Annotated in this window: 19 protein-coding genes; 10 read left to right on the top strand and 9 right to left on the bottom strand. The window is 64.5% G+C overall.

The features are described 5' to 3' along the window. Positions 1-103 precede the first annotated feature (103 nt). Entirely contained in the window at positions 104-1102 is a 999-nt protein-coding gene (locus AC07X6_RS20420) for a fumarylacetoacetate hydrolase family protein (protein WP_494792177.1), read from the bottom strand. Between the two features lie 86 nt (positions 1103-1188). Continuing rightward, positions 1189-1899, bottom strand: coding sequence for a pseudouridine synthase (locus AC07X6_RS20415; protein WP_494792176.1), 711 nt, complete (start codon positions 1897-1899; stop codon positions 1189-1191). A gap of 256 nt (positions 1900-2155) precedes the next feature. Here AC07X6_RS20415 and AC07X6_RS20410 point away from each other — a divergent pair, with 256 nt between their 5' ends. Continuing rightward, positions 2156-2548 carry a hypothetical protein gene (locus AC07X6_RS20410; protein ID WP_494792175.1) on the top strand — a complete coding sequence of 131 codons (393 nt, stop codon included), beginning with the start codon at positions 2156-2158 and terminating at the stop codon, positions 2546-2548. A 407-nt stretch (positions 2549-2955) separates the two neighbouring features. Here AC07X6_RS20410 and AC07X6_RS20405 read toward each other — a convergent pair whose 3' ends face one another. From AC07X6_RS20405 to AC07X6_RS20390, 4 genes are all read right to left on the bottom strand, one after another. Next, complete coding sequence (locus AC07X6_RS20405) at positions 2956-3957, bottom strand: S49 family peptidase (RefSeq protein ID WP_494792174.1); 1002 nt, start codon at positions 3955-3957, stop codon at positions 2956-2958. A gap of 39 nt (positions 3958-3996) precedes the next feature. Then, positions 3997-4374 (bottom strand): Rieske (2Fe-2S) protein, encoded by a 378-nt coding sequence (locus AC07X6_RS20400; protein ID WP_494792173.1) that lies wholly within the window; start codon positions 4372-4374, stop codon positions 3997-3999. Beyond that, positions 4371-5030 carry an HAD-IIIA family hydrolase gene (locus tag AC07X6_RS20395; RefSeq protein ID WP_474292481.1) on the bottom strand — a complete coding sequence of 220 codons (660 nt, stop codon included), beginning with the start codon at positions 5028-5030 and terminating at the stop codon, positions 4371-4373. The genes AC07X6_RS20400 and AC07X6_RS20395 overlap by 4 nt, the downstream gene beginning before the upstream one ends. A gap of 89 nt (positions 5031-5119) precedes the next feature. Then, positions 5120-6115 carry an RluA family pseudouridine synthase gene (locus AC07X6_RS20390; RefSeq protein WP_034785281.1) on the bottom strand — a complete coding sequence of 332 codons (996 nt, stop codon included), beginning with the start codon at positions 6113-6115 and terminating at the stop codon, positions 5120-5122. A 696-nt stretch (positions 6116-6811) separates the two neighbouring features. Between AC07X6_RS20390 and AC07X6_RS20385 the strand changes: the two genes are divergently transcribed. The 6 genes from AC07X6_RS20385 to AC07X6_RS20360 all read left to right on the top strand — a co-directional run bounded on the left by AC07X6_RS20385 (position 6812) and on the right by AC07X6_RS20360 (position 16452). After that, positions 6812-9970: an Rne/Rng family ribonuclease gene (locus tag AC07X6_RS20385; protein WP_494792172.1), complete on the top strand. Its 3159-nt coding sequence runs from the start codon at positions 6812-6814 to the stop codon at positions 9968-9970. 88 nt (positions 9971-10058) lie between these two features. Continuing rightward, positions 10059-11399 (top strand): chromate efflux transporter, encoded by a 1341-nt coding sequence (gene chrA / locus AC07X6_RS20380; protein WP_494792171.1) that lies wholly within the window; start codon positions 10059-10061, stop codon positions 11397-11399. A gap of 29 nt (positions 11400-11428) precedes the next feature. Continuing rightward, positions 11429-12550, top strand: a complete 1122-nt coding sequence (gene moaA, locus AC07X6_RS20375; RefSeq protein WP_494792170.1) for a GTP 3',8-cyclase MoaA — start codon at positions 11429-11431, stop codon at positions 12548-12550. A 62-nt stretch (positions 12551-12612) separates the two neighbouring features. Beyond that, positions 12613-14460 carry a molybdopterin molybdotransferase MoeA gene (moeA, locus tag AC07X6_RS20370; RefSeq protein ID WP_494792169.1) on the top strand — a complete coding sequence of 616 codons (1848 nt, stop codon included), beginning with the start codon at positions 12613-12615 and terminating at the stop codon, positions 14458-14460. After that, on the top strand, positions 14460-15248 hold the full coding sequence (locus AC07X6_RS20365; RefSeq protein WP_494792168.1) for a hypothetical protein: 789 nt from the start codon (positions 14460-14462) through the stop codon (positions 15246-15248). The genes moeA and AC07X6_RS20365 overlap by 1 nt, the downstream gene beginning before the upstream one ends. A gap of 295 nt (positions 15249-15543) precedes the next feature. Next, positions 15544-16452: an MHFG family PEP-CTERM protein gene (locus AC07X6_RS20360; RefSeq protein ID WP_494792167.1), complete on the top strand. Its 909-nt coding sequence runs from the start codon at positions 15544-15546 to the stop codon at positions 16450-16452. A 9-nt stretch (positions 16453-16461) separates the two neighbouring features. Here the strand turns inward: AC07X6_RS20360 and AC07X6_RS20355 are convergent, their stop codons facing one another. Then, positions 16462-17829 carry a DNA recombination protein RmuC gene (locus tag AC07X6_RS20355; RefSeq protein WP_474292490.1) on the bottom strand — a complete coding sequence of 456 codons (1368 nt, stop codon included), beginning with the start codon at positions 17827-17829 and terminating at the stop codon, positions 16462-16464. Positions 17830-17833: 4 nt separating this feature from the next. After that, positions 17834-18229: a group II truncated hemoglobin gene (locus AC07X6_RS20350; RefSeq protein WP_034785429.1), complete on the bottom strand. Its 396-nt coding sequence runs from the start codon at positions 18227-18229 to the stop codon at positions 17834-17836. 132 nt (positions 18230-18361) lie between these two features. On the opposite strand from AC07X6_RS20350, the gene AC07X6_RS20345 reads away from it, so the two are divergent. Genes AC07X6_RS20345 through AC07X6_RS20335 form a run of 3 tightly spaced genes read left to right on the top strand, consistent with a single transcriptional unit; the run spans position 18362 to position 20515 of the window. Continuing rightward, positions 18362-19630, top strand: coding sequence for an MFS transporter (locus AC07X6_RS20345; protein ID WP_494792166.1), 1269 nt, complete (start codon positions 18362-18364; stop codon positions 19628-19630). A gap of 12 nt (positions 19631-19642) precedes the next feature. Next, positions 19643-19990, top strand: a complete 348-nt coding sequence (locus AC07X6_RS20340; RefSeq protein ID WP_494792165.1) for a GIY-YIG nuclease family protein — start codon at positions 19643-19645, stop codon at positions 19988-19990. Positions 19991-20050: 60 nt separating this feature from the next. Next, a complete protein-coding gene (locus tag AC07X6_RS20335) occupies positions 20051-20515 on the top strand; it encodes a MarR family winged helix-turn-helix transcriptional regulator (protein WP_230539709.1) in 465 nt (154 codons plus the stop codon). A 10-nt stretch (positions 20516-20525) separates the two neighbouring features. Here the strand turns inward: AC07X6_RS20335 and cqsA are convergent, their stop codons facing one another. After that, a complete protein-coding gene (gene cqsA, locus AC07X6_RS20330; RefSeq protein ID WP_494792164.1) occupies positions 20526-21773 on the bottom strand; it encodes an alpha-hydroxyketone-type quorum-sensing autoinducer synthase in 1248 nt (415 codons plus the stop codon). Positions 21774-21936 lie beyond the last annotated feature (163 nt).

Below are 21936 nucleotides of genomic sequence, written 5' to 3'. Positions count from 1 at the left end.
CGCAATACGGACTGGGCATGACGCATTATCGGTTCAAGCGGGCGCGCGCCATCGGCGGAACAGGGGGACAAATCCCCTGTATTTCCTTTACTCTCCAGTAACCTTAACGGGACTTGCGCGCCTCGGCCTGTTTCACCGTCTGCTCTATCGCGCCAAACAGCGACTTGCCGTCATCGCCCAGCATTTCCAGCCGGACAACATCACCAAACAACAGGAAGGGCGTGCTGGCGACGCCATCGGCGATCATCTCCTGGTTACGCCGCTCAACGATGCTGGAAAATCCTTTTTTGACTTCCTTGTTGGCGATGCCGCCCGCGCTGACGACGCTGCCGGCGCGCGCGTTGCGCGTCTGGCACAGATGGGCGAGCAATTGCGGATAATTGAAGGCCATGTCGGCGCCCGCATGGGGCTGGCCCGTCAACTTGCCGTTCAGGCTGCAGCGCAAGGCGTAATGCACCTTGCCGCCGCGCCAGGCGTCGCCCAGCTCGTCGGGCGTGATGGCGACGGGAGAACAAGCCATGGCCGGTTTCGCCTGCAGGAAGCCGTAGCCGCCGGCTTGCTCGTCCGGGGCCAGGTTGCGCAAGGTGACGTCGTTGACCAGCATCAACAGCTTGATGTTCAGGTGCGCCTGGTCGGGCGTGGAACCCATGGCCACGTCGTCCGTGATGGCGGCGATACCCGCCTCATAATCGATGCCCCACTGCTCGTGCGCCAGGCAGATGTCGTCGTGGGCGCCGAGGAAATCGTCGCTGGCGCCCTGGTACATGCGTGGCGCGTCGCGCAGATTGGCGGGCACCTCCAGGCCGGCGGCCTTGCTGGCCCGCTCGATCTGCTGCAGGTAGGACGCACCCGCCACGCGCAAGCTGCTGCGTGGCAAGGGCGCCATGCAGTTGGCGGGGTCGAATTCGAAGGCGCGATGGCCGCGGCCGCTATTGATGGTCTGGTACAGCAAGTCCAGCTGCGGGGAAATGAAACTCCAGTCGTCGAGCGCCTTTTGCAGGGTCGAGGCGATGCCGTCGGCCAGATGGGCCGTTTTCAGGTCGCGCGAGACGACCGCCAGCTGGCCATCGCGCGTGCCATCCTTCAGTGTAGCTAATTTCATGTACGGAAAACTTCGTCAAATGCGGGCAATAGGAGGCTAAAGACGCCAAAAAGCCGGGAAAACCCGGCTTCGGCGCTCAGGGGGAGTTATGCCAGGAGGGCGATCTGCCCGGGGGTCAGATAACACCACTCGCCTTCGGCGATGCCCAGCGATTCCAGGGTCAGGCTGCCGATGGCGGAACGGTGCAGCGCGCTGCAATGGTTGCCGGCGGCGGCCAGCATGCGCTTGACCTGGTGGTATTTGCCTTGCTCGAGCACGATTTCCAGCTGGTGCTCGCCGCGCTTGACGCAGACGAGGGCCGCCAGCGGGGCCGGTTCGTCATGCAATTGCACGCCAGCCAGCAACAGGGCCACCAGTTCATCGGTCACGGGCTCTTGCGTCGTGGCCTGGTAAATTTTCGGAACGTGACGCTTCGGCGACGATTGTGCATGGATAAACGGGCCATCGTCGGACATCAGCAGCATGCCGGTCGTATCGTGGTCGAGCCGGCCGACGGGCTGGACTTCGCGCCAGGTGAACTGTTCCGGCAGCAGGGTCAGCACGCCAGGATGATGGCTCGGTTTGCGCGAGCATTCGAAGTTGGCGGGCTTGTGCAGCGCCAGGTACAGGTGGGCGCGGTATACCCACTCTTCTTCAAACACGTGCAGCACCAGGCCGTCGGTCTCGACGGTGGTGCGGTAACTGGTCTGGGTGACGCCATCGATGACGACATCGCCATCTTCGATAAGGGAACGGCAATATTTACGGGTGCCAAAACCCTGCGATTGCAGGATGCGGTCTAGGGATAATTTACTCATGGGCGTGACTTTACCAGAAGCGGCTGGCAGCGTGAAGCGGCGCCGCTTGCCGCCTGCGCGACGTTGCCAGCCGCACGAAACCATAGCGCAGGCAGAAATACCAAAAAGAACAAGGTGAGATTTGGCGAGAAATGGCTGATTCCTTTGAGATATATCAAGCGCTCGGAATATCGCATTGATAGACTGAAACTTCGTTAGGAATCCGCCTAACGTGCTTTAGGAATAATAACCAGGCAACGACTGACAAGGATATTGTATGAAGCACATCGACACCATTGCCTTAGAAGGCAGCATCGACGACATGCGCAACCGTATCGCCAGCGAACAGGGTGCCATGCATAAAGTACAACTCGGCGTGGCACGCTGGCGCGGCGCCCTGGCCACGCCAGCCCAGGAAGACCGGACGATGGAGGACACGCCCAGTCCCGCCAGCCAGGTGCGCTGGCATGCGGAGGCGCAATGCCATTTCATGTGCTGGCTGGAACAGGGCGGCTTTGCCCTGGCACAAGCGGAGTTCGATCAGGAATCGGCGCCCGTGACGGCGGACTGCGCCGAGAACGACGAGCTTGCTTCAAAGGAAGGATTGGCGCAGCTTACGCAAGCCGCCAGCCCAGCCTTGCCTGCGCACTGCAACGACTGTCCCGCCTGAAGCAAGCGCCCAGCCACCATGCCCCGCCCTTGCATGCATGCCACAAGCACACCCGCCAGCCAATGCAGCCAACGCGGCCCAGCACCATGCCGCAACGCCCATCACCCTTGTGCGCGATGCACAAACGACGATGCACAAAAGGAAACGGCGGCATTGCGCCGCCGTTCCCAAGCCCCATCGGGACTTTAGTGAGGAATGTAAATTCACTCAAAACCACATCTGCGATGCGGCAAGTAGTTCCAAGACCTGCCAATCAAGTTAGTACTGACAACATAGTTGATATATCGCCCCTCCTTGAAAAGAACTACGCTTTCACTATAGCCCAAGCAGCCCCATTTTCAAGCCAATTTACCACCTTATTGAAAATCATTCTCGACTGGCTTGCCTGCCAGTCAAGTGTCATGTCCTCAGCGCAACGCCGGTTGCGACTGCTGCACGGCCGCCTTCATGGCCCCCGCGCCCATGGCGGCGCCAAATTTCTTCAGCACCCGTTCCGGCAAGCCTTCATGCTGCGTGTAGTCGACGATGTCTTCCGCCTTGACGACGTCGCGCGCCACGCTGTCGACCGTGCCGAAATCGTCGGCCAGGCCCATTTCCACGGCTTTCGCGCCCGTCCAGTACAGGCCCGAGAAGGTATCGGCCGTTTCCTTCAGGCGCTTGCCCCGTCCCGTGCGCACCACGTCGATGAATTGCTGGTGGATTTCATTGAGCATGCCTTGCGCATACGCCTTGTGCTTGTCCGTCAGGGGACTGAACGGATCCATGAAGCCCTTGTTCTCGCCCGCCGTCAGCAGACGCCGCTCGACGCCCACCTTTTCCATCACGCCCGTGAAGCCGAAGCCATCCATCAGCACGCCGATGGAACCGACCACGCTGGCCTTGTTGACGTAGATGCGGTCGGCGGCGGCGGCGATGTAGTAGCCGCCCGAGGCGCACATTTCATCGACCACCACATATAAGGGCTTGTCCGGATAGCCCTTGCGCAGGCGCTGTATCTCGTCGACGATCATGCCCGCCTGCACGGGACTGCCGCCCGGACTATTAATATGCAGCACCACGGCCACGGAACCAGCATCGGAAAACGCCTTGTCCAGCGCGGGGATGACGACGGCGGCCGAGCCGCTGCCTTCGGATTCGATGGCGCCGCTGATGTCGATCAGGGCCGTGTGGCGGCCCAGGGTTTCGCTGTCGTCGGCCGTGTTGTAGTCATAAAACACCCACAGGGCGAACAGCACGATCAGCAGGCCGAAGACCTTGAAAAAGATGCTCCAGCGGCGGTGCGCGCGTTGTTCTTGCAGAGTGGCAAATACCAGCTTTTCCAGCACGTCGCGCTCCCAGTTCCCCGCAGGGGCACCGTGGCCGGCGGCCGGCGCGCTGCTGTCCAGCTTGTCATTCGTGTTATCGCTCATGGTTCACTTTGCTTAATTTACGGAAGGCCTGTGCCGGCTTCAGGCCGGCAGCGGCTGGACATAGTCATCTGGCTGCCAGTACAGCTGGCCGTCGCGCTCGGTCACGGGTATCGGGCGCAAGCGGCCGCCCTTGCAGGGACCGCCGGCGCAGTAGCCGCTTTCCGGCACATAGATGGCGCCATGCGTCGAACACATCAGGTACAAGCCGCTGGACTCGAAAAACTCGCCTTCAGCCCAGTCCAGCTCGATCGGCACGTGGGCGCAGCGGTTCAGGTAGCCATACGCCTTGCCGCCGTGGCGCACGACAAAGCCCGTCGTCGCTTCGCCGCCGGCCGAGACGGGAAAGCGCACGCCCTTGCCGCCATCGGCCACGGCGTCGGCGGCGCAAATGAATACTTCGACAACTTCGCTCATCATGCGTGCTCGCTCAGCCATTGGTGCAGATCGGCCACCGTGGCGGCCGAATACAGGGGATTGCAAGCCTGCAACTGCTCGACGGGATGCGCTCCATACTCTACGGCAATACCCGCCGCGCCTGCATTGCTTGCCATCAATAAATCATGACTGGTGTCGCCGATCATCACGGTGCGGCGCATGTCCTGGCCCAGTTCGCGCGTCAGCTCCTGCAGCATGGCCGGATGGGGCTTGGAAAACGTTTCATCGGCGCAGCGCGTCGCATCGAACAGGGACAGCAGCTTGACGGCATTCAGCGACCGGTTCAGGCCGACGCGGCTCTTGCCCGTGGCGACGGCAAGGAAGTACCCCTGCTGCGAGAGTTCCAGCAGCATTTCATGCACGCCCGGAAACAGGGCCAGCTCATGGTCGCGCGACAGATAGTGATAACGGTAGCGCTCGGCCATGCGCGCATGGAATTTCGGCTCCACATCGGGCATCGCCAGCTGCATGGCTTCCTGCAAGCCCAGGCCGATCACGTGCGAGGCCTGCAACTCGGTGGGAACAGGCAAGCCCAGGTCTTTGGCCGAAGCCTGGATGCACTTGACGATGGTCGAGGTACTGTCTATCAGGGTGCCGTCCCAATCGAAGACGATCAGATCAAATTGCTTTCTTGCCATGTTTTCCGACGACAACGCCGCCGGCTCCTTGAGAATGAATGATGGCGACTGACTACCTTGTGGGTAGCATCCCCGCACGCGTTTGATAACTATCGCGCGGCAACGGCCAATGGTTTGCCCAAGCTTACCAAGAAACGCTCGCATTCGGCAGCCAGCGGTGCGTTCAGGGTCATCGTCTTGCCCGTTTCCGGATGCGTAAACGTGATCTGGTGCGCATGCAGGAACATGCGCTTCAGGGCGCCGCGCGTGCTGTCGGCCTTCAACAGGGCACGGTTGAGGGCAAAGTCGCCATATTTATCGTCGCCGGCGATGGGGAAACCGGACGAAGACAGGTGCACGCGGATCTGGTGCGTGCGTCCCGTCTTCAATTCCGCTTCCAGCAAGGCGAAGTTGTGATATTTATGCAACAGTGAAAATACCGTGTGCGAGGCCAGGCCATCGGCCTGTACGGCCACCCGGCGCTCGCCTTCTGCCGTCGTATATTTATGCAATGGCAACTTGATATGCTGGCGCGCATTCTTCCAGTCGCCGGCCACCAGCACCAGGTAGCGCTTGTCGGTGACGCCGTCGCGCATCTGCTCGTGCAAATTCGTCAACGCCGAACGTTTCTTTGCCAGCAACAGCAAGCCGGACGTGTCGCGGTCCAGGCGGTGCACCAGTTCCAAAAACTTGGCGTCGGGGCGCGAGGCGCGCAATTGCTCGATCACGCCGAACGAGACGCCCGAGCCGCCGTGCACGGCCACGCCGGCCGGCTTGTCGATGACGAGCAGCTGCGCATCCTCGAAAATAATCTTGAATTCGGCGGCCGGCGCGCCCGTGGGCGCCTTTTCGGCCACGCGCACGGGTGGAATGCGCACCACGTCGCCGGCGGCGAGACGGTACAGCTGATCGATACGGCCTTTATTTACCCGCACTTCTCCCGATCGCAAGATCCGGTAGATGTGGCTTTTAGGCACTCCCTTGCACACTCTTAATAAGTAGTTGTCGATGCGCTGGCCTGCTTCTTCCTCGGCGATCGTTACGAATTGGGCTTGCGGCTGAACCGGGGGTGTTGAAGGGGGAACAACATCATTTTGACTCTTCATTTACTATGTCTTCCCAGAAATCTCTCTAAGTCCTTCATTTTGAATATATAATTGTTTTTGCTGCGGCCCTGGCTGCTGCGAGTGTAAGAATAAAAGCACATTTTACACAGGGGCGTCTCCACCGGCCTCGCCAAATTGCAAATTCGGTGGAAAAAAATGTATATGCACCATCCCTGCGCGAATCAAGGTTGCACCGTAGTTGTAATCGGATAAGGCGTGGAGATGCTGAAGTGAGTGTGGGATTATAAGGATAAGTACCCGTTAGCGCGACTTATCGAGTCGGGCTCGCGGGTTGATGAAGTTGATAACGCTTGCCGTTTTCGCCAAACCCCGTATGTGGCCAAATACTGAGGGTTGTCGATGATAGGCTGAGGCCAAGCCTCGCCATCGCGATCCCTGTAATGAGCCGGCTAACGATTTTGGCTCTGAATTTGCTGACCACTTGCATTCTCTGCCCCCGATGCAGTTCATTCTCATCCGGGCTGTTTCAGATGAGTTGCAAGTGTCCTGTGCACTCGGCATGACGATTGACCTCACCGCGCCTGTTGCGGCCGTAACGCATATCTCGTACGCGTTGTTGCTCCGCACGCCTGGCATTTCCCCCGCCAGCACTCCCGTTCTCGCATATATCCCTGTACTTTCGCCGCTTCCCCGGAAGCGGCTTTGAGATGGCCTACGGGTCGCGGAGTTATAAAAATGAAACGCATGTTGTTTAATGCCACGCAGCAAGAAGAACTGCGCGTAGCGATTGTCGACGGACAAAAACTGATCGACATCGATATCGAGACAGCCGGGCGCGAACAGCGCAAATCCAACATCTACAAGGGCGTGATCACGCGCATCGAGCCTTCGCTCGAAGCGTGCTTCGTCAGCTATGGCGAAGACCGCCACGGCTTCCTGCCCTTCAAGGAAGTTGCCCGCACGTATTTCCGCGAAGGCGTCGACGTGCGCAATGCGTCCGTCAAGGAAGCGCTGCGCGAAGGCCAGGAAATCATGGTGCAGGTGGAAAAGGAAGAGCGCGGCAACAAGGGCGCCGCCCTGACCTCGTTCGTCTCGCTGGCCGGCCGCTACCTGGTATTGATGCCGAACAACCCGCGTGGCGGTGGCGTATCGCGCCGCGTGGAAGGGGAAGAGCGCCAGGAATTGCGCGAAACCATGGATAAACTGGACTTGCCTGCTGGCATGTCCGTCATTGCCCGCACCGCCGGCATCGGCCGCAACGTCGATGAACTGCAGTGGGACTTGAATTACCTGATGCAACTGTGGCGCGCCATCGAAGGCGCCGGCAAGTCGGCCAACGGCGCCTTCCTGATCTACCAGGAATCGTCGCTCGTCATCCGCGCCATCCGCGACTACTTCCAGCCCGACATCGGCGAGATCCTGATCGACACCGACGAGATCTACGACCAGGCGCACCAGTTCATGAGCCACGTGATGCCCGACATGGTGCACCGCGTAAAACGCTACAGCGACGACGTGCCGCTGTTCTCGCGCTTCCAGATCGAACATCAGATTGAAACGGCGTACAGCCGCACCGTGCCGCTGCCATCGGGCGGCGCCATCGTCATCGACCATACCGAAGCGCTGGTTTCCGTCGACGTCAACTCGGCCCGCGCCACGCGCGGTTCGGACATCGAGACGACCGCCTTCAACACCAACTGCGAAGCGGCCGAAGAAGTAGCCCGCCAGCTGCGTTTGCGCGATTTGGGCGGCCTGATCGTCATCGACTTCATCGACATGGAAGTGGCAAAAAATCAACGCGAAGTGGAACAGCGCCTGAAAGATGCGCTGCACCATGACCGTGCCCGTGTACAAATGGGCAAGATTTCCCGCTTCGGCCTGATGGAACTGTCGCGCCAGCGCCTGCGCCCTTCGCTGTCCGAAGGCTCGCACGTGACGTGCCCGCGCTGCTCCGGCACCGGCCACATCCGCGATACGGAATCGTCCGCCCTGCAGGTGCTGCGCATCATCCAGGAAGAAGCGATGAAGGAAAACTCGGCCACCATCCACGTGCAAGTACCCGTGGACGTGGGCGCCTTCCTGCTGAACGAAAAGCGCGGCGAAGTACTCAAAATCGAGAACCGCCACCGCATCGCCGTGATCCTGATCCCGAACAAGCATCTGGAAACGCCGCACTACAAGCTGGAACGCATCAAGCACGACGATCCGCGTCTGGAAGACAGCCAGGCCAGCTACAACCTGGCCGAAAGCGCTGAAACCGACATGGCGTACAGCAAGCGCCAGAAGGAAGAAGCCAAGCCGCGCCAGGAAGCCGTCGTCAAGACGATCACCCCTGACCAGCCGGCACCGCTGGTCGAGCGCAAGCCCGTCGAAGCGAAACCGGCTCCGGTGGCCGCGCCTGCCGCACCGCAAGGCCTGATCGCCAAGATCATCAGCTTCTTCACCGGCGCCCCGGCACCGGTGGCGCCAGCGCCCGCCCCAGTCGCACCGGCCAAGCCGGCCGGCACCGACCGCGGCGACCGCAACAGCCGTGGCCCGCGTGGCCGTGGCCGCAACGGCAAGCCTGGCCGCGAAGAGCGCGAACCAGGCCAGGGCCGTCCAGCCCAGGACGATGCAGCGAAAGAAGCGGAAGCACTGGAAAAGGCAGCCCGTCCGCCACGCCCGCCGCGTCCGCCACGCGAACCGCGTGAAGCGCGCGAAGCTGGCGATGCAACGGCAGCGCCACGCGAACGGGGCGAACGTCCTGAACGCGCGGAACGTCCTGAGCGCGCCGAGCGCCCGGAACGCGCCGAGCGTCCGCCACGCCAGCCACGCGAAGGCCGCGAACCACGCGCCGACAAGGCTGTTGTTGCTGAAGTGAAAGCTGACGAACTGGCCCTGGTTGGCGCCAGCGCCAGCGCGGTGAATGTCGTCGTGGCATCGAACGGCCCGGAATCCGACGCCGCGCCAACGAGCTTGCTGAAAGCACCGGCGAATGCGGGCCCTGAAGGCGAAGAGACGGAAAGCGACGTGGAAGGCGAAGAACCGCGCCGCCGCCGCCGTCGTGGTGGCCGCAACCGCAACCGCCGCGACCGTGAAACGGGCGAGCTGATCGAATCGGCAAACGGCGAGAACGAAGGCCAGGACGCGCCAGTGATCAGCTTTACGGTCGCTCCGGCGCCGGAAGCCGCCGCTGATGCTAGCCCGGTCGCCGTCGTGGCTGCCGCCGCTGTCGTCGCCGTCGCTGCGCCGGTGGAAGCTGCCGCCGTGGAAGTGGTCGAAGTAGTCGAAGTGCTGGAAGTGGCCAAGGTCGAAGAAGCCGCTCCTGCCGCTGAAGCCGCGCCAGCTGCTGAAGCGATCGTGCCGCAAGCCCCTGTCGAGGCCGTCGTTGCTGCAGCGCAAGCTGAACCAGCCGCTGCCGAACCAGCACCTGCTGCCGAGTACAGCTTTGCCGAGAAAGCGGAAGCTGCACCAGCTCCAGCTCCAGCGGAAATCATCGTCGAAGCCGTGCCTGTTGCCGTCGTGGAAGCCGCACCGGTGGTGGAAGCTGCACCGCTGGTGGAAGCCATCGCCGTGATCGAGGACGCACCGGCACCAGCCGCTGAGGCAGCACCTGCCGTCGTGGAAGCCGCTGCCGTGGCTGCCGCACCGGCGCCAGCCCCTGTCGCTGCTCCTGCTCCTGCCCCAGCGCCTGCCGTCGCTCCCGCTCCAGCACCAGTGGCCGCGCCGCTGGACTTGAACGCGGTGCTCGGCTCGGCCGGCCTGACCCTGGCTGCCACCGATCCGGAAAAACTGCGCCTGGCGCAGGAAGCGGCCGCCAAGGCAGTCGCTCCGGTTCGCAAGCCGCGCGAACGCAAGCCATTGCCGCCGCAATCGGATGAGCCGTTGATCCAGGTCAACACGCAGCGTCCATAAGCGCGCCGGGTTCGCCCAGCCGCCAATGATGAAAGGGGGAGCTCAGGCTTCCCCTTTTTTACGTCCTCACCTTTGCCAGCCAGCCGCCATGCACGACAACGCCAACCTGCCCCCTCCCGACCCCGTCAGCCTGCGCAGCGCCTTCTGGTACTGGCTCAAGCTGGGCTGCGTCAGCTTTGGCGGCCCGGCCGGGCAAATCGCCATGATGCATGCGGAACTGGTGGAAAAGCGGCGCTGGATTTCCGAGCAGCGTTTCCTGCACGCCCTCAATTACTGCATGCTGCTGCCGGGGCCGGAAGCGACCCAGCTGGCCATCTACATCGGCTGGCTGCTGCACCGCACGCGCGGCGCGCTGGTGGCGGGCCTGCTGTTTTTACTGCCCTCGCTGCTGGTGCTGATCGTCCTGTCCTGGCTGTACATGGCGTATGGCCACGTGGCCGCCATCGCCGGCATCCTGTACGGCATCAAGCCGGCCGTCGTCGCCATCGTGCTGGCGGCCGCCTGGCGCCTGGGCCGGCGCACCTTGCGCAGCCCCGCCCTGATGGCCATCGCGGCGGCGGCATTTGCCGCCATCGCCGTGCTACGGCTGCCATTTCCCTTGATCGTGCTCGCTGCCGCCCTGCTGGGCATGGCGGGCGGGCGCTGGCTGCCGGCCCATTTCCAGGCCGGCGGCACGCAACATGGCGGCGCGGCCCGCTACGGCCCCGCCCTGATCGATGACGACACGCCCACGCCGGAGCACGCGCAGTTCAAATGGCCGCGCCTGCTTGGCACGGCCGCCGTGGGCCTGGCGCTGGCCTTCCTCGCCTGGCTGGGCCTGGCGCTGGCGGGCGGCGCGGACCAGCCGCTGGCGCAGATGGGCGTGTTTTTCAGCAAGGCGGCCCTGCTGACGTTCGGCGGCGCGTATGCCGTGCTGCCCTACCTGGTGCAGGGCGCCGCCGACCATTACCACTGGATCACGAGCGCGCAGATGATGGATGGCCTGGCCCTGGGCGAAACGACGCCCGGCCCCCTGATCATGATCGTCGCCTTCATCGGCTTTGTCGGCGGCTGGAGCCACGCCGTGCTGGGCGGCAACCTGTGGCTGGCGGGCGTGTGCGGCGCGCTCGTCGCCAGCTGGTTCACTTTCCTGCCCTCGTTCATCTTCATCCTGGCCGGCGCGCCGCTGGTGGAAGCGTCGCGCGGCAATTTGCGCCTGAGCGCGCCCCTGAGCGCCATCTCGGCGGCCGTGGTGGGCGTCATCGCCAGCCTGGCGCTGTTCTTTGGCCGCCACGTCTTCTGGCAAGCAAACCCGCTGCCGCACTGGGACTGGCTGGCGATTGCCATCGCGCTGGCGGCCGGCGTGGCGCTGATCAGGTTTCAAGTGGGAACCATCAAATTGCTGCTCGCCTGTGCCATCTTCGGCCTCGTGCTATCGTATCTGCCTTGAACGACTTAACGTAAGTGGTATCACCTTTCATGGCTGACAAGATTATCTACCTCGCCGAAGCCCGCAATGGGGCACCGGCGATCCCCGCGCGGCTGGAAAGCCCCAGCGGCAGCGTGGCCGACAGCCTGGGCCGGCCCCTGCATGACTTGCGCATCTCGATTACCGACCGCTGCAATTTCCGTTGCGTGTATTGCATGCCGAAAGACGTGTTCGACAAGAACCACGTGTATCTGCCGCACACGGATTTGCTGTCCTTCGAGGAAATCACGCGCATCGCGCGCCTGTTCGTCGCGCACGGCGTGGAAAAGATCCGCCTGACGGGCGGCGAACCGCTGCTGCGCAAGAATATCGAAAAGCTCATCGCCATGCTGGCCGCCCTGCGCACGCCGTCGGGCCGGCCGCTGGACCTGACCCTGACGACCAACGGTTCCTTGCTCGCCAGAAAGGCGCAAGCGCTCAAGGACGCGGGCCTGAACCGCGTCACCGTCTCGCTCGATTCGCTCGACGACGCCACCTTCAAGCGCATGAACGACGTCGATTTCGCCGTGGCCGACGTGCTGCACGGCATCGATGCGGCGCACCAGGCAGGACTGGGCCCGATCAAGATCAATATGGTCGTCAAGGCCGGCATGAACGAGCAGGAAATCGTGCCCATGGCGCGCCACTTCAAGGGCACGCCCTACATCCTGCGCTTCATCGAATACATGGACGTGGGCGCCTCGAACGGCTGGAACTTGCAGGAAGTCATCCCGTCCGCCGAGGTCGTGCGCCGCATCGCCGCGCACATGCCCTTGCTGCCCATCGACCCCAACTACACGGGCGAGACGGCGGCGCGCTGGCGCTACATGGACGGCGGCGGCGAAATCGGCCTCATTTCCAGCGTCACGCAAGCGTTCTGCAGCGACTGCAGCCGCGCCCGCCTCTCGACCGAGGGCAAGCTGTACACGTGTTTGTTCGCCAGCAGCGGCCACGACTTGCGCAGCCTGCTGCGCGGCGGCCATAGCGACGCGGAAATTTCCTCGGCCGTGGCCCAGCTGTGGCGCGGCCGCGGCGACCGTTATTCGCAATTGCGCACCAGCCAGACGGATTTGACGGGCGGCGCGCTTGAGCACGGTAAAAAGAAAGTGGAAATGTCGTACATCGGCGGCTGAATCGGGCGCGGCGCATGCCCGCCGCTGCTACCATGGCGCATGCACCCATTTTTCTACCTGACATGATCAACAAACACGACATTACCGGCCTGATCCTGGCCGGCGGCCTCGGCACGCGCATGGGCCAGCGCGACAAGGGCATGCTGCCCCTGCACGGCCAGCCCCTGGCGCGCCACGTGCTGCAGCGCCTGGCGCCGCAAGTGGGCCAGCTGGCCATCAGCGTCCACGCCGATGCCGGCGATTACGCGCGCTTCGGCTTGCCCGTGTGGCCCGACGCGCTGCCGGGCCAGCTGGGCCCGCTGGCCGGCTTGCACAGCGGCATGCGGCACGCCGGCACGCCCTACCTGCTGACCGTGCCATGCGATTCGCCCCTGCTGCCGCCCGACCTGGCAGCGCGCCTGGCCGCCGGCCTGGTCGACAACGACGCCGACCTGGCCATCGCCGTCACCGAGGAGCTCGATCCAGCGACGGGATCGACCGTGCGCCGCCCCCATCCCGTCTTTTGCCTGGTGAAAACATCGGCCCTGTCCCAGCTCGATGCCTACCTGCGCGGCGGCGAACGCCGCATGCGCACCTGGCACGGCCCCCTGAAGCTGGCCGAAGTGCTGTTCGACGATGACGGCGCGTTCGGCAACATCAATACGCCGGACGAGCTGGCCGCCCTGCAGGCGCGCGGATTGAGCGTGCCGATGGCGCAAGCGATCCTGGCCGGCACCGTCGCGCCCGTCGCCGGGATCGAGGAATTGCCGTTACCGCAAGCGTTCGAGCGCATCCTGGCAGCCGACATCATTTCTCCCATCAGCGTGCCCGCGCACGACAATTCCGCCATGGATGGCTACGCGCTTCACGGGGCTGACATTGGCGGCGACACGCCAGTGACTTTGGCCGTGGTCGACACCATCCTGGCGGGCCGCCCCGGCACGGTGGCCGTGCAACGCGGCCAATGCGCGCGCATCATGACGGGCGCCGTCATGCCCGACGGCTGCGACAGCGTGGTGCCGCAGGAACTGGTGCTTCAAGCCAATGAAACCAGTATCACACTGGCGCCGGACTGCATCCGCCCCGGCGACAACCGCCGTTTCAAGGGCGAAGACTTGATGCAGGGCAAACCGGCCTTGCTGCTGGGCAAGATACTCGGTCCGGCGGAACTGGGCCTGCTGGCCTCGCTGGGCATCGCCACGGTGCCCGTGCGCCGCCGCCTGCGCGTGGCCTTCTTTTCCACGGGCGACGAATTGCGCTCGCTCGGCGAACCACTCGATGCCGGCTGCATCTACGACAGCAACCGCTACACCCTGCTGGGCATGCTGACCCGCCTCGGCTGCGAGGTACTCGACATGGGCATCGTCAAGGACAATCCGCAAGCGCTGGAAGCGGCCCTGCGCGGCGCCTGCGCCTCGGCCGACGTCATCATCACCTCGGGCGGCGTGTCCAGCGGCGCGGCCGATTTTACGCGCGAGATCCTGGCGCGCCTCGGCGAAGTGGCCTTCTGGCAGATCAACATGCGTCCGGGCCGCCCCATGGCCTTTGGCCGGATTGCCAGCGAGGGCGACACGGCCTTGCTGCTGGGCCTGCCCGGCAACCCCGTGGCCGTGATGGCGGCGTTTTATTTCCTCGCCCGCCCCACCCTGCTGCGCCTGATGGGCGCCGATGCGGAAGCGTCCAGCCTGCCGCTGCTGCAAGTGCCGGCGCAAGCCCCGATCCGCAAGAAACGGGGCCGCACGGAATACCAGCGCGGCATCGTCGAGCACGGTGCGGACGGGCGCCAGCACGTGCGCGTGACGGGGGCACAAGGCTCGGGCATCCTGCGCTCGATGACGCAAGCCAATTGCATGATCGTGCTGCATGAAGCGCAAGGCCACGTGGCGGCCGGCGACCTGGTCGATATCGTGCTGTTCCATGGATTGACCTGATGAAACATCTACTTCTGGCGCTGGCCCTGCTGCCGGGCATGGCGGCGTACGCTGGCGAAGTCCACAGCAATGGCTACACGGTGCGCTTCGACGAGCGCATCGAAACGGCACCGGGCGACTTGCACGGCGCCAGCGTGGGCCGCATCAGCATCGTGCGCGCCGCCGATCAAGGTCTCGCGTGGCAGGAAAACACGCCCTTGCAGCCGGGCTGCGGCGCGATTGCGGCCGTCACCGTCCTCAACGACAGCTATGTGGCCCTGTGCGGCCATCTGGGCGGGCGCCATTACACGCAAAAGATCATTTTCATGCAAGGCAACTCGCCCGCCATGGCGAGCGTGGACCAGTTCGATTCGCCCAGCGCCGTGCGCGTGGAGCGCGACGGATCGCTGGCCGTCGACGTCCTGCGGCGCGACCTGTTTCCAGGCGAGCTGACGGGTCCGCATTACTTTCTCACCGTGTACCGCTTGCACCACGACGACGCCACGTTCGGTTTCGTCCCCAGCTTTGATGGCGATGCCGCCGGGCGCTACTGGCAGCACTACCGCGCCACGCGCCAGGCGGCGCCAGCGGCGGGCGTGCTGCCTGAACTGCTGGCATCGCTGCTGGCCGCGCAGGCTGGCAAGCAGCCCATCTGCACCGAGCTGGCCACGCTCGCCGCGGACCTGCAGCGTGACGGCCAGCCGCGCGATGCACAAGCTGCGCGCACCATGATGCTCGCCTGGCTGCACAAGTTGCCGGCCATCGGCTATCCCCGCTTCGACGCACCTGCCTGCCGGGGCACTTTCTAGCGCGACAGGCGATCGGCGCTGCGGCGCCAGTTCGCTCAACATCCTTCCTCCAGCACCACGACGGCCCGCCCAGCGCGGGCCGCTCGCATTGCCCCTTCGCAATCAATTTGCCTGCGCGGCAACTACCCCGCTATCGAGATAAAAATATTAATTATTTCTTTAAATAACATATAAATAAACACAACACTAATTGTAATAATTTTATTTATTTGTTGATACCACAGTTTCTTCGGTGATAACATCCAAACTCACATAAAAATTCAATTTTGATATTGTTTTCACGAGGAAACTAATAATGAGACACCGTTCATGGATCGCGGGCGCCGGCATGCTGGGAGCGGCTTGCCTGCTTGGCATGTTGTCCCTGGCGCCGCTGCCCGCCTATGCCAAAGGAGCCCCACGGGCCGACGTGCTGGAACATTGCAGCTGGAACCGCCCGGGCGCCGACCCGTTCATGGGAGATGTCGTGGCCGCAGTGGACAGGTACCCGGACATCGCGCCGCAGGTGCGCGAAGCATTGAAGGCGCGCATGCGCGCGCGCCAGTACGATGAAATCGTCGTCATCAGCCGCGACGCCATCCGCGGCAAGGGCAATTACGATGCCCGCATCAGCGACATGCATTTCGGGCCGGGCCGCGTCTGCCGCAATGTCACGCGCGCAGGCTGGAGCGAGCAGATGCAGGAAAGGGGGCTCGTGTACTGCGTACAGGGCGCCTGCATCCTCGTGCCCACCGTGTGCCGCAATGTCAGCCGCATCACGCAGGCGGCGGCCGGGCCGCGCGCTGCTGGCACGGCGCCGGGCGGGGCCACGCCGGGCGGTACTGCGCCAGTGGCCGCAGCGCCACCGCCGGCGGGCGTGCCCGTCATCGAACACCCCGCCGGTGCGCATGGCGGCTCGTTCACGGGCGTGCCGCCGGCCGTGGTGGCCAGCGTGCCCGTGCTGGTCCTCGACATCGTGCGCACGGGCGGCGACACGCTGCTGCCGTCGGGCATCGGCGAGGGGCGCAACGGCGGCGGACCGCCACCGCGCGGCAGCAGCATCATCGAGTCCTATGTCCCCCCCGTCATCCGGCCCTCGCTGCCGCCCACCGACCTGTCCGTCCTGCCGGCCGTGCCGGAACCGCAAACGTGGGCCATGCTGCTGGCGGGACTGGCGCTGATCGCTTACAGCGCGCTGCGCCGCCGTACTGCACGGCCGGCCTGAGACGGCGCGCTACTCGCCGTCGCCGTCCGCCTTACCCAGCAGCAAGGCGGCCGCTTCGCCCGGCAAGGCTTCCACGGATTTCAATTTGCGCGCCATCTGCCGGCTGCGCACTTCCGCGCTTTCGATATTCTTCGCCGCTTTTTCCAGGGTCAGCCGGGTTTGCGACAGCACGTCGCCGAACTTGCCGAATTCCGTCTTGACGGCGCCCAGCACCTGCCACACTTCGGACGAGCGCTTTTCCAGCGCCAGGGTGCGGAAACCCATCTGCAGGCTGTTGAGCAAGGCAGTCAAAGTGGAGGGCCCGGCGATGCTGACCCGGTGCACGCGCTGCAATTCGTCGGCCAGGCCCGGCCGGCGCAGCACTTCCGCATACAGGCCTTCCGTGGGCAAAAACAAAATGGCGAAATCCGTCGTCAGCGGCGGCGCCAGGTATTTGTCCGCGATGGTCTTTGCCTCGCCCCGCACGGCCCGTTCCAGCTCGCGTCCGGCCTGGGCCACGCCGTCGGCATCGGCCCGCTCGGCCGCCTCGACCAGGCGCTCGTACTGTTCCTTGGGGAACTTCGCGTCGATCGGCATCCACACGGGCGGCCCGCCATCGGAGAGACCCGGCAGTTTCAGGGCGAATTCCACGCGCGCGCCGCTGCCCGGCACCGTTTCCACGTTCTTCGCATACTGGTCGACAGTGAGTACCTGCTCCAGCAGCATTTCCAGCTGCACTTCGCCCCACGTTCCCCGCGTCTTCACATTGGTGAGCACCCGCTTCAAGTCGCCCACGCCCAGCGCCAGCTGCTGCATTTCGCCGAGTCCCTGGTGGACTTTTTCCAGCCGCTCCGACACTTGCTGGAACGAGGCACTGAGCCGCGTTTCCAGCGTCGCGTGCAGTTTCTCGTCGACCGTCTTGCGCATCTCTTCCAGGCGCGCGCCATTGTCGGCCTGCAAGTCGCGGATCTTGTTCTCCAGCGTGGCGCGCACTTCCAGCATGCGCTGCGCATTCGATTCCGTCAGCTGGGACAAGGTTTGATTCGTGCTGTCGGCGAAGCGCGCCAGGCTTTGCGCCTGTTCCTCGCGCCCGACCTTGCCCTGCGCCTGCATCTGCGTGCGCAGGCTGTCGAGCTGCTGCAGGGTTGCCGCCTGGAATTGCGCCAGGCCGGCCGCCAGGTCTTGCCGCGTGGCTTGCGCCGACGCCTGCAATTGCAGCCGCACTTCGCGCTCGACCCGGTCGATGCGTTCCAGGCTTTGCTGCTGGTGCTGCTGCACCAGGGCCAGCGTGGTGGCGCCATCGCCAGCCGCGCCACGCGGGCGCAGCAGCAGCAAGATCAATAAAACGATGGCGGCGATGGCGGCGCCCAGCAGGCTGTAGAACTCGATTGGGCTCATGGGATCAGTCAGGTTTGTTGCGCATCCAGTCGGCCGTCTGATAGAACGATTCCATCAGGCGCACGCGCAAGGACTCTTCGATGCCCGTGTCTTCCATGGCCCAGGCCATGGCGCGCAGCCACTGGTCGCGCTCGCTGGTGCCGATGGCGTAGGGCAAATGACGGGCGCGCAGGCGCGGGTGGCCGAATTTCTCGATATACAAGTCCGGGCCGCCCATCCAGCCCGTCAGGAAGAAATACAGCTTGTCGCGCGAGCCATCCGTCGAGGGAGGATGCATGACGCGGATGCCGGCGAACTCGGCTTCGAGCTCCATCAGATCATAAAAACGGTCGACCATTTCGCGCAGCACGGGGGCGCCGCCGATGGTCTCGTACAGGGTGGGGGCAGTGGTATCAGTCATGGCCGCCATGATAACGCAAGCGCTGGCGGCCCACGCGGCGCCGGCCAGATCTGCCTCAATAAATGGCAATATACTTGACTGATCAAGCTTTTATCAACTACCATGCAATTTTAAAACAGGAACAAGACGAACATGCCAACCGCTACAGACACCGATTTGCTGCGCAATACCAACTTCCGCTGGCTGCTGGGCGGCGGCCTCGTTTCCATGCTGGGCGACCAGTTCAGCATGCTGGCCCTGCCCTGGCTGGTGCTGAGCCTGACGGGCGATAGCCTCAGCCTGGGCATCGCCGTGGCCCTGATGGGCGCCCCGCGCGCCGTGCTGATTTTGCTGGGCGGCACCATCGCCGACCGCCATTCGCCCCGGCGCGTGCTGCTGCTGAGCAAATATGCGAATGCCGCCATCCTGCTGGCGCTGGCGGTACTGCTGTGGCTGGACCAGGCCAGCCTGGTGCTCGCGTATGCGGCCGCGCTGGCGCTGGGCATCGCTTCCGCCTTCGCCATTCCCGCCGGCACGGCCATCCTGCCGCAAGCCGTGCCGCCGCAAACGCTGCAAAAAGCCAACGGCTTGCAGATGGGCACACGCCAGCTGTCCCTGCTGGCCGGCCCCCTGCTGGCGGCGCTCGTGCTGGGCGCCCGCGATGGCGGGCAGCACACCCCCATGGCGGCGCTGGCCGCCGCGTTTGCCATCGATGCGCTGACGTTTGTGTTTTCCGCCTGGACCTTGCGCCAAGTCAAGCTGCGGCCGCTGGCAGCGGCAGCCGCAACGCAGGGCATGTGGCGCGACATGGCGGCGGGCCTGGCCATGGTGTGGCGCGACCTTCCCCTGCGCAGCTGTTATGCCTACTGGGCGGTGGTGGCCTTCTTCGTCATGGGCCCGCTGCAAGTGGCCTTGCCCGTGCTGGCCAGCGAACGCCTGCACGGCGCCGCGGCGCTGGGCCTGCTGATGGGTGCGCATGGCGCGGGCACCCTGGCCGGCATGCTGGCGTCCGGCCTGGGCGGCACCTGGCTGCGCCGCCATTTCGGCGCCACCCTGCTGCTCGCCGACGCCGTCGTGGCTTGCCTGCTGATGGCGCTGGGACAAATCAGCACGGCCTGGCACGGCGCGGCCCTGCTGGCCATGACAGGGTTGCTGGGCGGCTATGTGCAGGTGGCCATCTTTACGTGGATACAGCGGCGCGTGGCGCCCGCCATGCTGGGCCGGGCGATGGCGCTGTTCATGGGCATCTTCCTGGGCCTGGCTCCGCTGTCGGCGGCGGCCACGGGCGCGCTGCTGCGCCACCTGAGCGTGGGCGAGCTGTTCTGCGGGGGCGGCGCCCTGCTGCTGGCCGCCGCCGTGGCTGCCGCCCTGTGGACGGACATCCCCCGCATCGCCGGCACCCCTTCGATATCTTCACCTTGAGAAAGTTCTACCATGGATAAAACACGACAAACGGCCCTGAAAGCGGCTTACCGGCAACAAGCGCCCGCGCTGGGCATCATCGCGCTGCAGCACCTGCCCAGCGGGCGCACCCTGCTCGAACGCAGCCGCAACGCGCCTGGCGCGCTGAACCGCCACCGCTTCGAACTCGCGCTGGGCACGCACCGCAACGCCCGCCTGCAGGCGGACTGGCGGCGCGACGGCGAAGCGGCCTTCCGCTTTGATCTGCTCGACGCCGTCACGGTGCCCGACGATCCCGCCTTCGATGCGGACGCCGAGCTCGACACCCTGCTGGCACTGCACCTGGAACAACTGCAGGAGCGGGGCCATGCCCTGTATTGAGCCGCCATGCTTTACACTTGCGCACTCAAGCACTGCGCAGCCAATTGAAAGGACGTCATGATGGATCACCCTCTCCCGCCGCCGGACGGCGCCGTCGCGCTGGACTTCTGCCTGCGCCTGGCGCGCGCCCAGGCCGTGCTGGTACGCCGCTTCGACAGCATCCTGGGCAACCTGCATGGCCTCAGTTTCAGCGATTACCAATTGCTGTACCACCTGCAGCGGGCGCCCGGCGGCCGCCTGCGCCGCATCGACCTGGCCGAACGCCTGGCGCTGACGGCGTCCGGCATCACGCGCTCGCTGCTGCCGCTGGAAAAGATCGGCCTGGTGGCGCGCCAGGCCGATGCGCGCGATGCCCGCGTCGGCTATGCCGTCATCACCGAGGCGGGGCAAGCCCTGCTGATCCACGCCGATGCGACGGCGCAGGCGCTGGGCCAGGAATTGCTGGGCAGCGCCAGCGCGGAGCAGCTGGCCCCGCTGTCCCAGTTGCTGGCCAGCATAGCCGGCAGCCAGCCCGGCAACGGCTGACGCGCTCCCCTTACACCAGCGCCAGCCTGCGCAGGCGCCGCGTCGATGGCCACTGCTCCACGCCCGTTTCGGCGCGGACGGCGGCGCAGCCCGCCAGCACCCGCTCGATGGCCGCCGCGTCGAGCCCCGCATTGAGGGTCAGGCGCACGAGGGCGCGGTTCTTCGCCGTGGCCGGCGCGCAAAACATGGCGCCGAAAATACCTTGCCGTTCCAGCGCCTGGCGCAGGGCCAGGGTGGCCGGTTCGCCGCCCGCCTCCAGCGCCACGATCTGCTCCGTGCCATCGCTGACGTTGTAGCCGAGCTCGCGCAAGCCTTCGCGCACCTGCAGCGTGTGGCGCCGCAAGGCGGCGCGGCGCCCATCGGCGGCCATGATGAAATCGAGCGCCGCGCCCAGCCAGGCCAGTTCATGCGCCAGCAGGCAGGAACTGAAGATGGCGGGGCGCGATTCGGACAAAAAATATCCCTTGAAGCGGCTGGAACAGCTGATGAAGCCGGCGCGCCCGGCAAACGCCTTGGCCAGCGAAGCCGTGCGGAAATGCACGCGGTGTCCCAGCCCCCATTCCTCCACCAGGCCGGCGCCCTGCGGGCCATGCGTGCCCAGCGAGTGCGACTCGTCGACCACCACCACGCAATCGCTGCGCTCGGCGATGTCCAGCAATTCCAGCAGCGGCGCCAGGCTGCCGTTGGTGCTGTACAGGGCATCGACGACGATCACGCCGCGGCCATGCTTTTCCACCTGCCGCCGCAAATGCGTCATGTCGTTGTGCAAAAAGGCGACGGCCTGGGCCTGGGCCGACAGCACGCCTTCCCACAGCGACGCATGGGCCTGCATATCGAGGTAGACGGGAATGCCGGGGCCGGCGATACACTGCAGCAAGCCGACGTTGGCCGCCATGCCGGACTGCGCCAGGATGCCATCCTCGCAGCCCATGTAGCGGGCCAGCCGGCTTTCCAGCCGGTGCTGCTCGCTGCCTTCCTGCAAGTACACGGCCGACATCAGCATGCCGCCCGCGTTCGCCTGCAGGGATGCCACCTGGGCCGCCACCAGCGCCGGCTCGGCCGCGATGGACAGGTAATCATTACCCGCCAGAAAGATGGCATCGGCCGGCGTGGGCTGCCATGCATGCGGATGCTGGCCGCCCAGCAATTGTTCGATGCGCGTGACGTGATGCGCATCCATGCGCCGCACGATGTAATCGGGCAGGCAGTGTTCAGCGCGGACAAACGGCGGGGTGTGCAGGCTGGTCATCATGGTCATGAGTTTTCTCCTAGGGAAATGTTTGTTGCAAATTAAAACCTTGACCGTGTTGCCAACCCGTCCATTGACGTATATCAATGTCCAGTCAGATAGTCGTTCAACCAGGAAAAATTACGCGATGATGACGTTCTGGAAAGCATCAAGGCAGAGTCATGACGCAGCA

The sequence above is a fragment of the Janthinobacterium sp. GW460-12-1-14-LB5 genome (genome assembly GCF_059423585.1).
Note: the sequence above shows the minus strand (reverse complement) of the source record. Positions and strands in the feature narration are given on the sequence as shown.